Origin of the sequence: Streptomyces sp. NPDC006393 (assembly GCF_040628575.1) — a bacterium.
Classification (GTDB): Bacteria; Actinomycetota; Actinomycetes; order Streptomycetales; family Streptomycetaceae; genus Streptomyces.
On record NZ_JBEXZD010000060.1, the window covers coordinates 32,954 to 46,550 of the forward strand.

Annotated in this window: 10 protein-coding genes; 7 read left to right on the forward strand and 3 right to left on the reverse strand. The window is 73.7% G+C overall.

Going from position 1 to position 13,597, the window contains the following annotated elements:
• Positions 1-21: 21 nt before the first annotated feature.
• Both ABZ484_RS23545 and ABZ484_RS23550 read right to left on the reverse strand, forming a co-directional pair.
• Positions 22-2,484, reverse strand: a complete 2,463-nt coding sequence (locus tag ABZ484_RS23545; RefSeq protein ID WP_358867884.1) for an ATP-binding protein — start codon at positions 2,482-2,484, stop codon at positions 22-24.
• 287 nt (positions 2,485-2,771) lie between these two features.
• Positions 2,772-3,269, reverse strand: a complete 498-nt coding sequence (locus ABZ484_RS23550) for a MarR family transcriptional regulator (protein WP_358867885.1) — start codon at positions 3,267-3,269, stop codon at positions 2,772-2,774.
• A 48-nt stretch (positions 3,270-3,317) separates the two neighbouring features.
• Between ABZ484_RS23550 and ABZ484_RS23555 the strand changes: the two genes are divergently transcribed.
• The 4 genes from ABZ484_RS23555 to ABZ484_RS23570 all read left to right on the forward strand — a co-directional run bounded on the left by ABZ484_RS23555 (position 3,318) and on the right by ABZ484_RS23570 (position 8,941).
• Positions 3,318-4,628 (forward strand): ABC transporter substrate-binding protein, encoded by a 1,311-nt coding sequence (locus ABZ484_RS23555; RefSeq protein WP_358867886.1) that lies wholly within the window; start codon positions 3,318-3,320, stop codon positions 4,626-4,628.
• Between the two features lie 53 nt (positions 4,629-4,681).
• Positions 4,682-6,103, forward strand: a complete 1,422-nt coding sequence (locus ABZ484_RS23560) for an APC family permease (RefSeq protein WP_358867887.1) — start codon at positions 4,682-4,684, stop codon at positions 6,101-6,103.
• A gap of 68 nt (positions 6,104-6,171) precedes the next feature.
• Positions 6,172-7,194, forward strand: a complete 1,023-nt coding sequence (locus ABZ484_RS23565; protein ID WP_358867888.1) for an acetamidase/formamidase family protein — start codon at positions 6,172-6,174, stop codon at positions 7,192-7,194.
• Positions 7,195-7,417: 223 nt separating this feature from the next.
• A complete protein-coding gene (locus ABZ484_RS23570; protein WP_358867889.1) occupies positions 7,418-8,941 on the forward strand; it encodes a chitinase in 1,524 nt (507 codons plus the stop codon).
• A gap of 199 nt (positions 8,942-9,140) precedes the next feature.
• Here ABZ484_RS23570 and ABZ484_RS23575 read toward each other — a convergent pair whose 3' ends face one another.
• Positions 9,141-10,580 carry a cytosine permease gene (locus ABZ484_RS23575; protein ID WP_358867890.1) on the reverse strand — a complete coding sequence of 480 codons (1,440 nt, stop codon included), beginning with the start codon at positions 10,578-10,580 and terminating at the stop codon, positions 9,141-9,143.
• Between the two features lie 93 nt (positions 10,581-10,673).
• Between ABZ484_RS23575 and ABZ484_RS23580 the strand changes: the two genes are divergently transcribed.
• The 3 genes from ABZ484_RS23580 to ABZ484_RS23590 all read left to right on the forward strand — a co-directional run.
• Complete coding sequence (locus ABZ484_RS23580; protein ID WP_358867891.1) at positions 10,674-11,381, forward strand: TetR family transcriptional regulator C-terminal domain-containing protein; 708 nt, start codon at positions 10,674-10,676, stop codon at positions 11,379-11,381.
• A 313-nt stretch (positions 11,382-11,694) separates the two neighbouring features.
• Positions 11,695-13,317, forward strand: coding sequence for an amidohydrolase (locus ABZ484_RS23585; RefSeq protein ID WP_358867892.1), 1,623 nt, complete (start codon positions 11,695-11,697; stop codon positions 13,315-13,317).
• Positions 13,318-13,414: 97 nt separating this feature from the next.
• A partial coding sequence (locus tag ABZ484_RS23590; RefSeq protein WP_358867893.1) for a PRC-barrel domain-containing protein occupies positions 13,415-13,597 on the forward strand: 183 nt, incomplete at its 3' end.

Sequence of the window (13,597 nt, forward strand, 5' to 3'; positions counted from 1 at the left end):
TTCCGGTCGTGCTGGTGCGGGTCATCCGGGCGGCGCGCTCCCGTCGTGCCGGGCGGTGAGGTCGGACGTCGACGGCAGGGGCCCGGACACGGGTGGCAGGGGCTGCCCGGACGTGGACGGCATGGGCGCGGGCCGGGCCTCGGAGGTCGGTGACGCGTCATGAGGTGGTACGTCCAGGGAGGACGCGCCGCCCCTGGACGCGGCCACGGTCGCCGCGGTCGAGGAGCCGGGGCCCTCGTCCGGGCGGTTCGCCATGGTGTCCGTCTCCGCCCGCGTCTCCGTCCCGGTCCCCGTCCTCGTCCCCGCGTCCGCGTCCGCGTCCGCCGGACGCGGTTCCCGGCGTTGCTGGGACTCGGCGAGTCCCATCCCGCGCTGGAAGGCGGCCATCAGACCGGGGTCGTGCCCGGTGAAGACCTCGCCGTCCTGACGGGGCGCCGGGCCGCCGCGCAACTGGGGCACGATGTGCTGCTGCGCACGGCGCTGCGGCAGTTGCGGCTTGCCCATGGTGCCGCGCACCAGGCCGTCGCGCGGGGTGGGCACGACCCCCGCGTTCGCGGCGACGGCGGCGCGGTCCTCGGGCCGGATGCCGGGCACCGCCTCCGCCGGGTTCGCCCGCCCTGTACGGGCACCGCGCCGGGGCAGGGGCGCGGGACCGGCGCCGGCCGCCGGCGGTGCCTGCGGGCCCGTCGGCGGAAGCTCGCGGGCGGACTCCACGCCGGTCGCCGCGGGTCCGTCCCTCCCGTGGTCCCCGGGTGGCGGGACCGGGCCGAGGACGCTCCCGCCGCCCGGGGCAAGCGCACCACCGGTGGGCGCTCCCGCCGGAGGAGGTACGCGGACCCCGTCCATGGCGGCCGGCACGTGCACGCCCACGCCGTCCACGGCGGCCGGCACGTGCACGCCCCCGCCGTCCACGGCGGCCGGCACGTGCACGCCCCCGCCGACAGCACCCCGCCCCGATCCCGACCCGGACGGAGGCGCCGAGTGCCTGTCGGCACGGCCGTCGCGCCCGCCGCCGTCCTGTCGACCCCGGTCACCGGTGCGGCTGTCGCCGCCGTCGCCGCCGTCCCCTCCGCCGCTCGTCGCGGGCGCGCCGGGACCGGTCGTGCCGGCGGGGCCGGTGACCGGGTCCCCGACGACCGTCGGGGCGTAGCCCGGGCCGGCCGCGTACGGCGGTCCTGCCGACGGGGTCCGGCGTGGACCGTCGCCCGTCGCGGGCTGCGGTGGCTGCGGTGGCTGCGGTCGCCGGACGTCCGCGGGAGCGTCGGTGGCCGTCCCCGGTCCGGCCCCCAGCAGTGCCTGCGGGATGACCAGGACGGCCTGTACGCCGCCGTAGATGTTGGTCTGCAACCGGACGGTGATGCCGTGCCGCTTGGCGAGCTGGGAGACCACGAACAGGCCGATCCGGCCGTCCGCGAGCAGACTGGCGACGTTGACCTGGTCGGGGTCGGCCAGCAGGGAGTTCATCCTGACCTGTTCGCCGACCGGCATGCCGAGGCCCCGGTCCTCGACCTCCACGGCGAGTCCGGAGGTGACGAGGCCCGCGCGCAGCAGGACCTGGGTCTGCGGGGCGGAGAACACCGTGGCGTTCTCGACGAGTTCGGCGAGCAGGTGGATGACGTCGGCGACGGCGTGGCCGCGCAGCCGTCCGTCGACGGGCGGGACGAGCTTGACCCTGGAGTACTGCTCGACCTCGGCGATGGCGGAGCGGAGCACCTCGGTCATGGAGACGGGGCGGCTCCACTGGCGGCGGGAGACGGCGCCGCCGAGGACGGCGAGGTTCTCGGCGTGGCGGCGGATCCGGGTGGCGAGGTGGTCGACGTGGAAGAGGCCCTTGAGCAGGTCGGGGTCCTCGATCTGGTTCTCCAGCTCGTCGAGGATGGAGATCTCGCGGTGCACCAGTGACTGAAGGCGCCGTGCGAGGTTGACGAAGACCTCGAGCTTCTGCTCGCTGCCCGCCTGGCTGGAGAGCCTGCTGGCCTGGACGACGGCGGCGACGGCCCCGTCGTGGGCGCGGGCCAGGTCGGCGGCCAGCAGTTCGAACTCGTCGGCGTCGTCCGGCGGTCCGCCGCGCGGCTTGCGCTCGGGCGGGCTCTCGCCGTGGCGCAGCGCGTCGACGAGGGCGCGCAGGTCGCCCTCGCGCCGTGCCGTGCCGCGGCGCAGCGCGTCGATCCGCTCGTTCACGGACCGGGCGGCTCGCCCGGCGGCGACGGCGGCGGTGACGATGCCCGCGAGCGCCACCGCCGACGCCCCGGCGAGCACTGCCCACAGGGCCAGGCCGGGGCGGGCGCCGGTGGAGCGCACGGTGAAGAGCACGGCGGCGCCCGCCCCGAGGGCGACCGCGGTCGGCGGCAGCACCGCGAGGCGGAGCAGTTGGGGCCGTATGTGGGTCTCGGGCAGCGAGGGGACGGTGCGGGCGACCGGCCGCCCGTGCCGTCCGCCCTCACGGCGGTCTGCGCGGGCGGCCGGTGCACGGAGGTGAGACATCTGATCCTCGTACTGGTCCGTCGGGCCTGTGTGCTCGCACGTGGGGCGCGAGCGGGCATGCGCCATCGCTGTGCCGGTCGGCCGGTGCGCGGAGAGCGGCACTGCGTCTCCCGACGGCCACTCACCGTAGTCACCCGCGCATCATGTGCGGTGGGCAGTTGACAAAATCGCCCGGGGATCATCCCGCTCTGGTATGAGGGGTCGTACGGCAGTCCGGAATCAGGGGTCGTACGGCAGACCGATTACCGGGACCCGGCCGCTTGCCGGGCTCGGCCGACGCCTTGGACTCAGCGGCTCTCGCGGCCGGCCGCGAGGTGGGTGACCAGCGGGCCGAGGTCGTCCGTGCCGAGGGCGCCGGTGCCGACGGCGGCGCGCAGGGCCGACTCGTGGGCGGCGGCGAGCGCGTCGAGCCGGGCCAGCCGGGTCCGGCCGCGCCGGGACAGGTGGACGCGGATGCGGCGCCGGTCGGTGTCGGACTGGCTGCGGTAGACCCAGCCGTCGTCGGCGAGCGCGTCCACGAGGCGGGTGAGGGAGGCCTGCGGGACGAGCAGCGCCTGGGACAGCTCGCCCATCGCGCGGCCGTCGGCGGCGAGGGCGCGCATGACCCGCCACTGGTCGACCGTGCAGTGCTCCTCGCCGAGCACGGCGGCCAGGCCCTGCGCCAGCCGGCGCTGGGCGAGGGTGATCACCTCGACGAGCAGGGGTTCGGGGGGCCGCCGGTCGCCGCCCGCCGCGGCGGACGGTGCCGGGGCGTGCCCGGCCGGGTGCGGCCGTACGCGTTCCATGCGTACTCACCTCCTCCGTCGCCCGCGCTCCTGGAGCATACTCGCGGCGTGGATTTCGGCGGGGACTTCGGCGTGGACCTCCAGTCGCGGCTGCTGGAGCCGCTCGACGCGCTGCACGGGCCCCGGGATCCGGCGGCGTTCCGGCTGTGTCTGGTGGTGCCGCAGTCCGGGGCACTGGGGATGATCGGGCCGTCCGCGCTGGACGCCGCCCTGCTGGCGGCGCACGAGGTCAATGCCGGGGGCGGGATCGAGGGGTCCGGGAGCGAGGGGTGGGGGCGGACGGTCGCGGGTGCGGCCGGTGCCGCCCGGCCGGGGCCGGTCCGGTCCGCCGAACGCCGGCTCGAGTTGGTGCTGGTGGACGGCGGCCGTGCGCCGCGTGCGGTGGCGGCGGAGGTCGCGGGCCTGGTCGGGGCCGGGGTGGTGGAGGCCGTGGCCGGGTTCCACGCCAGCGATGTCCACCGGGCCGTCGAGCCGGTGGTGTCCGGCCGGGTGCCGTATGTCTTCACCCCGCCGCACGAGGGCGGCGGCCGGCTGCCGGGCGTGGTGTGCACCGGCGTGGACCCCGGACCGCAACTCGCCGGATCTCTCGCATGGCTGACGCGCTGTCACCGAGTGCGCCGCTGGGCTCTGGTGGGCAACGACTACATCTGGCCGAGGGCCGTGCACGGGGCGGCCCGGCGGGCGATCGGGCGGACGCACGCCGAGGTGGTGCTGGAGAGCTGGGTGCCGCTGGGCGGGGTGGGTCCGGCGTTGCAGCGGCTGGTCGAGGGGCTGCGCCGGCACCGGGTGGACGCGGTGCTGGTGAGCCTGATCGGCCGGGACCTGGTGCGCTTCAACCGGGGGCTGAGGCACAGCGGCCTCGACCGCCGGCTGATACGGCTGTCCGGGGCGCTGGAGGAGAACGGGCTGCTGGCCCTCGGCGGCGACGACACCGGCGGCCTGTACTCCTGCATGGACTCCTTCGCCTCGCTGACCGAGGACCGGGCACTGGCGCTGACCGAGCGGCACCGCGCGCTGTTCGGTCCTTCGGCGCCGGTGCTGGACGCCTACGCGCGCGGCCTGTACGACGGCGTCCACCTGGTCGCGGCGCTGGCCGCGCGCGGATCCCTGCTGCCCGACGACCGGCTGCCCCTGACGGTACGCCGGCTGCTGCACGGGACGGACGCGGCGGCCCGGCGGGCGTGGCGGTCGGCGCCGCTCGGACCCTCGCACCCCCGGATGCACCTGGCCCGCGCGGAGGGCGCGGAGCTGCGGGTCGTCCAGTCGTTCCCGTTCCCCTTCCGCTCCCCCGCGCGGGACGCTCCCGCCCCCGCACCGGACGCTTCCTCCCTCGCGCCTAATACTTCCATCTGGAAATAACCGGCCGTACGCTCTCCCCCGCGGCGCGGGCACCCAGCAGCGAGGAGAACGCGATGACCGAACAACCGGCTCCCGGCTCACTCCAGAGCTACGGCTACCGCCAGGAACTCCACCGCTCGCTGAGCTTCCGGGACCTGCTGGTCTACGGGCTGGTCTTCATGGTGCCGATCGCGCCCTTCGGGATCTTCGGCAGCGTCTTCGAGGGCTCGGGCGGCATGGTCGCGCTGACCTACGCGGTCGGCATGGTGGCGATGATGTTCACGGCGCTCAGTTACGCGCAGATGGCGCGGGCGTTCCCGATGTCCGGCTCGGTCTACGCCTACGCCGGTCGCGGGATCGCCGCCCCGGTCGGCTTCCTGGCCGGCTGGATGATCCTGCTCGACTACGTGCTGGTGCCCGGGCTGCTGTATCTGATCGCCGGGATCGCCATGAACTCGCTGGTGCCGTCGGTCCCCGTGTGGCTGTGGCTGGTGGGCTTCGTGGTGCTCAACACGGCGGTCAACTACACCGGCATCCAGATGACCGCGCGGGTCAACAAGGTGATGCTGCTCGCCGAACTGCTGGTGCTGGCCGTCTTCGTGGTGGTGGGCGTGGTGGCGCTGGCCCAGGGCAAGGGCCGCGGTTTCGACTTCACCGCCGTCTACAACGGCGACACCTTCTCCTGGTCGCTGGTCTTCGGCGCGGTCTCCATCGCGGTGCTCAGCTTCCTGGGCTTCGACGGCATCTCGACGCTGGCCGAGGAGAACAAGGACTCCGCGCGTGCCATCGGCCGGTCGATGGTGGCCGCGCTGGTGCTGGCGGGTGCGCTGTTCGTGGTCCAGACATGGCTGGCCTCCCTGCTGGTGCCCGATCCCGGCACGCTCATCAGCCAGGGCGACCCGGACGGCACGGCCTTCTACGACGCGGCCCGTGCGGCCTCCGGCGAGTGGCTGGCCACCCTGACCGCGGCGGCCACCGCCGTGGCGTGGGGCTTCGCCAACTCGCTGGTGGCCCAGGCCGCCACCTCCCGGTTGCTGTACGCGATGGCCCGGGACCGGCAACTGCCCTCGTTCCTCGCCAGGGTTCATCCGCGCCACCGGGTACCGGTCAACGCGACCCTGCTCACGGCGGCGGTCTCCCTGGGCCTCGGCCTCTACATGAACTCCCGCGACGACGGGGTGACGTTGCTCAGCAGTCTGGTCAACTTCGGTGCCCTGACGACCTTCCTGGTGCTGCACGTGTCCGTGGTCGTGCACTATCTGATCCGCCGGCGCAGCCGCGACTACTGGCGGCACCTGATCGCCCCCGCCATCGGCTTCGCCATCCTGGCGTACGTGGTGGTGAACGCCGACATCGCCGCGCAGCGGCTGGGCTTCGTCTGGCTGGGCATCGGCGTCGTGGTGCTGGCCGGGCTGCTGCTGACCGGCCGGCGCCCGGAGCTGTCGGCCGTGCAGAGCACGGACGAGCCGGTGGCGGCGCCGCCCCGCAACGGATAGCCCGCGCGCCCGGATCGGCGCCGTATTCGGCATTCGCCATTTCCCGCTCGACAGGAGGAACCATCCGCATGAACACGCCCGCCCAGGTGATCACCGTCCCCGACGACCCGCAGCGGTACGCCTACTCGTTCGGCGGCGGGTCGCCCGTGGTGACCGTGGAGCCCGGCAGCATCGTGGAACTGACCACCGAGGACTGCTTCGGCGGCCGGGTGCGCGGGGCGGGCGATCTGCCCAGCAGTGTGTGCACGTTCCCGTACCTGAACCCGGTCACCGGGCCCATCGCCGTCGCCGGAGCCGAACCCGGGGACACGCTGGCGGTGCACTTCGTGGACATCGCACCGGCCCGCGACTGGGGTGTGTCCAGCACCTTCCCGCACTTCGGCGCGTTGACGGCCACCCACACCACGGCCATGCTGCATCCCGCGCTGGAGGAACGGGTCTGGGTCTACGCCATCGACGCCAAGGCCGGCACCTGCCGCTTCGAGGCGACCCACGGCGACTTCGCGGTGGACCTGCCGCTGGACCCGATGCACGGCACGGTCGGTGTCGCCCCCGCCGCGGGCGAGCGGCTGATGTCCATCTCCCCCGGCGTCCACGGCGGCAACATGGACACACCCGAGCTGCGCGCCGGTACCACCGTCTACTTCGGGGTGAACGTGGAGGGCGCCATGCTCGCCATCGGCGACGGCCACGCCCGGCAGGGCGAGGGCGAGGTGTGCGGGACGGCGGTGGAGACCGCCATGCACACGGTGGTGGCCGTCGACCTCGTCAAGGGCGGCGCACCCGCCGTACCGCGGCTGGAGAACGACGACTTCCTGCTGAGCACGGGCCACGCCCGGCCGCTCGAGGACGCTTTCCGGATCAGCCAGCACGACCTGGTGCGGTGGACGGCGGAGCTGCTCGGGCTGGACCAGCTGGACGCCTACCAGTTGGTCAGTCAGGCCGGGCTGGCGCCGGCGGCGAACGTCTGCGACACCCAGTACACGATGGTCGCGAAGCTGCCCAAGCGCGTCCTCGGCCGCGCCCGCGCCTACGACGGCGTCCACGACCGGCTGCGGGCGCTGGGCGCCGACCACCTGCGGCAGCGCTGAGCCGCCGGCGCGAGCGGCGCCGAACCATTTCTTGACGCAGGTGGTCCAGTCCGGCCTCGCGGGCTCTGTTCAGGCGGAGGAGGCCCGGGGTCGGGAAATTGGTCTAGTCCCTTTTTGGTCCAGACCATTGACCCACCCGGTGAGCGGGCGATATCCCATAGGCACCAACCACTCCCCTCCGTACGGGAATTGGCGAAACCCCCCTCCTCACACCGGGACTGACATGAGACTCATGCGTTCCTTCCGCGTGGCCCTGACCGCGGCCGCCACGGCCGCGGCCTCGGTGGGCCTCGCGCTGACGAGCACCGGCACGGCTCAGGCGGCGACACCGCTGCCGAGCCATGTCTTCGCTCCCTACTTCGAGGCCTGGACCGGCGAGAGCCCCGCCGCCCTGTCCGCCCAGTCCGGTGCCAAGCACCTGACGATGGCGTTCCTCCAGACGGCCTCCGCGGGCTCGTGCACGCCCTACTGGAACGGCGACACGAGCATGCCGATCGCCGCCTCGACCTTCGGCAGCGACATCAAGACCATCCAGGCCAACGGTGGCGACGTCATCCCGTCGTTCGGCGGCTACACGGCGGACACCACCGGCACCGAGATCGCCGACAGCTGCACCGACGTCTCGCAGATCGCCGCCGCGTACGAGAAGGTCATCACCACCTACGACATCTCGCGGCTCGACATGGACATCGAGGTCGACTCGCTGGACAAGACCGCCGGGATCGACCGCCGCAACAAGGCCATCAAGATGGTCGAGGACTGGGCGGCGGCCAACGGCCGCAAGCTCGAGATCTCCTACACCCTGCCGACCACCACCAGCGGCCTCGCGGACAACGGCAAGGCGCTGCTGCGCAACGCCGTGAGCAACGGCACCCGGGTCGACGTCGTGAACATCATGACGTTCGACTACTACGACAACCAGCCCCACGACATGGCGAAGGACACCCAGACCGCCGCCCAGGGTCTGTACAACACGCTCGCCTCGCTCTACCCGAGCAAGACTCCCGCGCAGCTGTGGGGCATGGTCGGCATCATCGAGATGCCGGGCGTCGACGACTTCGGGCCGGCCGAGACCTTCAGCCTGGCCAACGCCCACACCGTCTACGACTGGGCGGTCTCCAAGGGCATCAACACCCTCTCCTTCTGGGCGCTCCAGCGGGACAACGGAAGCTGCGCCGGCGGTTCGGCCGCCGACAACTGCTCCGGCATCCAGCAGAACACCTGGGACTTCTCGCACATCTTCGAGCCGTTCACCGGCGGCAGCACCACCCCGTCCAACGACTTCTCGGTCGCGCTCAGCCCGGCCTCCGGCTCGGTGACGGCCGGTCAGTCCACCACCGCCACGGTGAAGACGGCCGTGACGCAGGGCAGCGCCCAGACGGTCAACCTCAGCGTCAGCGGACTTCCGGCGGGCGTCACCGCCTCCCTCAGCCCCACCTCCGTCACCGCGGGCGGCTCCTCCACGCTCACCCTCTCCACGACCTCGGCCGCCCTCAACGGCACGTACACCGTCACCGTCAACGGCTCCAGCCCCTCCGGCAGCCACTCGGCGACGTACGCGCTGACCGTCACCGGCGGCAGCGGCAACCAGTGCACCGCGGCCCCCTGGGACAAGACCAAGGTCTACACCGGCGGCCAGACGGTCTCCTACAAGACCCACACCTGGAAGGCCAAGTGGTGGACGCAGGGCGAGGAGCCCGGCACCACCGGTGAGTGGGGCGTCTGGCAGGACCTCGGTCCCTGCTGACCAGCGGCCCGCTCCCCCGGGACCGCCTCCCCTCTCCCCTGGGGGTGTCTCGGCCCTGATCGACGAGACACCCCCTGGGACCGCCGGCACCCTCCCCCCGGGACCGCCGGCGCCCTCCCAGTGAGCGGCCCGGAGCCTGCACCCCAAGGCAGGCTCCGGGCCGCTCACCCGTTTCCGGCCGGGACGGGCACCCGGTGGCTCAGGCGCGGGCGGCGCCGTCCCGGCGGCCGCGCATGAGCAGGAGGTAGATCGCGGCGGCGAGGATCACGCCGACGGGCAGCGAGAGGTCGGTGCCGTCCAGGGCGCGGGCGACGGGGCCGACGTAGAGCGGCGTGTCGACGCAGAGGGCGGCCGCGGCGGCGCCCGTGACCAGGGCGGTGGCCCCGGCCGGGTTGACGCCTGCGGCGTACCAGAACGGGCCGCCGCGGCTCTCGTCGCTCAGCTCGTGTCCGTCGTAGCGGTTGCGGCGCCACAGCACGTCGGTGACGTAGATGGCCATGTTGGGACCCATGAGGACGACCATCAGCTGGAGCATGCTGCTGACGGTGTCGAGGAAGTTCGACACCAGCAGGGCGTAGAGGGTGAGCGCGACACCGAGGGCGCCGTCCAGGGCGACGCTGCGGGAGCGGCGGATGCGCAGACCCACGGCTTGCAGGGACAGACCGGAACTGTAGGCGGTCATGGCGTTGTTGGCGACGGCGGACAGCACGATCGCGAGCAGGAGGGCCGGCCGGAACCAGGTGGGGACGATCCCCTCCAGGGCACCCTGCGGGTCGGACATGTCGAGCGCCGTGCCGGCGAGCGAGCCGAGCGCCGTGAACAGCACGCTGGGCACGAAGGCGCCGAGCGCGGTCCAGCCGGCGATGGCCCTGGGGCTGGTGTCACGCGGCAGATACCGCGCGAAGTCCGCGCTGTTGCTGTAGGACAGCGGCGCCGAGGCGACGAGCGCGAGCGCGGCGGCCAGCGCGGCGGCCAACGCCCCGCCGTGCAGCGGCTGCTGGGGCCGGTAGTCCCAGTCCACGTGCCCGGACACATAGCCGGCCAGGACCAGGAAGACGAGGGTGAGCAGCACGGTGAACGGCAGGTAGAGCCGGAGGATGGTGGCGTGGCCGTAGACGCTGATGGCCAGGGTCGCCGCGGCGATCCCGACGATGATCACCACCTTGACGGCCGTGTTGGGGTGCACCCCGGCCTCCTCGGCCAGCGAGAACGCGGCCAGTGACCCGGCGGCCCAGCTGAGGGCGAGGTAGCAGACGGAGGCGAACCATCCGGTGACGGCGATGCTCACCCGGTTGCCGCGGATGCCGTACATGGCCCGGGTGATCACCTCGCTGGGCGTGCCCGAGGCGGGGCCGCTGACCGCGATCAGCCCGACGAACGCCCAGAACAGATTGCCGGCCACGGTGACGGCGAGCGCCTGCCACAGGCTCAGGCCCATCAGGATGAGGGTGCCGCCGACGACCAGGCTCAGGTAGCTCACGTTCGGCGCGGCCCACACCCCGAACAGCTCGCTGGGCCGGCCGTGGCGCTCGTCGTCGGGGATGACGTCGATGCCGTGCGCCTCCACCCGGCCGGCCCGGTCGGCGGTCCGCGCGGACCCGGGCGACTCCGCGCGGGAATCGGGGATCGTGGCTGTCATGGAGTCCTCCGCACCGACAGGCCCTGGGGGCAGCCCATCTATTGGTCACGCGTCCAATTGATTATTGGTCGCACATCCAATAGCGTGCGGGGCATGGCGTCAAGCGTTCAGTCGAAACGAGTGCGCAAATCCCCCGAGGAGCGCCGGAGCGAGATCGTCTCCGCGGCGGCGGCGATCGCTCTGTCCGAGGGGCTGGAGTGCATCACGGTGCGCCGGGTCGCCGACGAACTCGAGGTGCGGCCCGGCCTGATCGGTCACTACTTCCCGGTCACGGAGGACCTGGTCGCGGAGGCCTTCGGCGTCGCGGCGACGGCCGAGCTGGACGAGCTGATCCCGGCCGAACACCCCCCGGACGGCCCGGCCGAACGGCCCCCGGGCAGCCCGGACGAACGGCCCCCGGACGGCCCGGCCGAACGCCTGGCCCGCTTCTTCTCCCTGACGGCCGGGGACAGCTACGACGGGATCAGCCGCCTGTGGCTCAACGCCCGCCACCTGAGCCGCTACCGGCCCGCGCTGGCGGACCGGGTCACCCGGCAGGAGGCACTGTGGCGGGACCGGCTGAGCGGGCTGATCCGCGAGGGATCCGAGGCCGGGGTCTTCCACACCGACGACCCCGTGGAGACCGCCGTCCAGATCCTCGTCGTCCTCGACGGCCTGGGCGCCCACGCCAACACGGACCGCGGCGACCGCTCCCCCACGGTGGCGAACATGGCCGTCACCACCGCGGAACGCGAACTGGGCCTGCCGAAGGGCAGCCTCCTCACCCTCATGCCGGCGGCCGGGACGCACCGGGCCCGCTGACGGTCCGACCCGTACGTCCCGACCGCCCGTCCCGCTACGTCCTGACCGCCCGTCCCCCCACGTCCTGACGGTCCGTCCCCCACGTCATACGCCGACGGCGCCGCACCGTGCACCCACCGGGGCACGGTCACCACGGCACGCACCCGCGCCCGCGTCCGCGCCCACCACCGGTCGGCGTGACGCGGGCCCACCCCGCACGCCACCGGCCGCGCTCAGCAGCAGAGCCGTACCGCCGTATCCCCCGACCACCCGCACACCCCCGAACCGCACCCACGCGACCCGCACCCACCCGCCCAGCGCGAAGGAGCCCCACGTGCCCGCCGACCTCGTCCTGCTCTCCGCCCGGCTGCTCGACCCCGTCACGGGCGAGCTGCTCCCGCACTCCGCGCTCGCGGCGGACGGCGGCCGCATCACCCACCTCGGCGACGACCGCGAGACCCGCGCGCTGGCCGGGCCGGCCACCACCGTGATCGACCTCAAGGGCGCGGTGGTCACCCCGGGCTTCGTCGACGGCCACCTGCACCCGGTCTCCGGCGCCGAGCGCACCACGGGCGTCGACCTGTCCGCCTGCGCCGACCTGACGGCCGTACGCGAGGCCCTCGCCCGCGAGGTGACCCGCCTGGCGCCGGGTGCGTGGCTGCGCGGCTGGGGCCTGGACCCCAACGTCTTCGGCGACGCGCCCGTCAGCGCCGCCGCGCTGGAACCCGTACTCGACGGCGTCCCGGCCGCGATCGACCTGTTCGACGCGCACTCCATGCTGGCCAGCGCCCGTGCCCTGGAACTGGCCGGCATCGACGGACCGCGCCGCTTCGATCAGGCCGCCGAGATCGTCTGCGACGCCGACGGGCGGCCCACCGGCCTGCTCCTGGAGGACGCCGCGTGCGGGCTCGTGGACGCGGTGGCGCCCCGGCCCACCGCCGCCGAGCTGCGCGAGCGCACCGCCGACGTCCTGCGCGGCATGGCCGCCGCGGGCCTCACCGGCGGCCACGCCATGGACGCGAACGGCGACAGCCTGGCCGTGTACGAGGCCCTGGAGGCCTCCGGTGATCTCCCGCTGCGCTTCCGCATCGCCCCCTGGTGCCGGCCGGGCGCCGACGCGGACGCGGTGGCCGAGCTGATCCGGCTCCAGGGCACCGGGGGCCGCCTGTGGCGGGTCGCGGGCGTGAAGATGTTCATGGACGGCACGATCGACAACGGCACGGCCTGGCTGGAGCGCCCCGACTGCCACGGGGAGTCCACGCACGCCTTCTGGCCCGACCCGCACGCGTACACCCGGGTGGTGGACGAGCTGCACCGCGCCGGGGTGCCCACCGCCACCCACGCCATCGGCGACGCGGCGGTCCGCCATGTCCTCGACTCCGTCGAGAAGGCGCTCGCCCATGGCGACACCGGGGTGCGGCACCGCGTCGAGCACATCGAGACCGTCCCGGACGACACCGTGCACCGCTTCGCCCGGCTCGGGGTCGTCGCGTCCATGCAGCCGACACACTGCTGCGAGTTCACCCGCGCCGACCACACCGACAACTGGTCGCGCCGGCTGGGCGAGGAGCGGGCCTCACGCGCATGGCGCTGCCGTGACCTGTGGGAGGCGGGCGCACGGGTCGTGCTGGGCTCCGACTGGCCGATCGCCCCCTACCCGCCGCTCGCCGTCATGGCCGGCGGCCGCCACCGCCGCCCGAGCCGCGACCTCACCCAGCCTCCGCACGGCGCCGAGCAGGCCCTCAGCCCGCTGCGCGCGCTCCAGGCCGTCACCGTCAACCCGGCGTGGGCGACCGGCGAGGAGCACGAGGCCGGCCGGCTCGCCGTCGGCCACCGCGCCGACCTCACCGTCCTCGCCGACAACCCCCTCACCGTCGCCGACACCGATCTGGCCGGGCTGCCCGTCCTGCTCACCGTCCTGGCCGGCCGCCCCACCCACCGGGACGCGGGCTTGTGACCCGTCCGGATTGACCCTCCGCGCGGAGCACGATGAAGCCGGGCATGCGGGGAACACGAGAAGGAGATCCCGGAGCAGCTCCCCCAGGAGGTCAGCGATGTTCGAGGCCGGCGACATCCGTGAATGGCGCGGACACGACGTCGTCGATACGGACGGCGGCAAGATCGGCACACTGGAGTCCGTCTACGTCGACACCACGACCGACGAGCCCTTCTTCGCGACGGTCACGGTGGGTGTGCCGACCCGGCGGCGCCTGGCGTTCGTCCCGCTCATCGGCGCG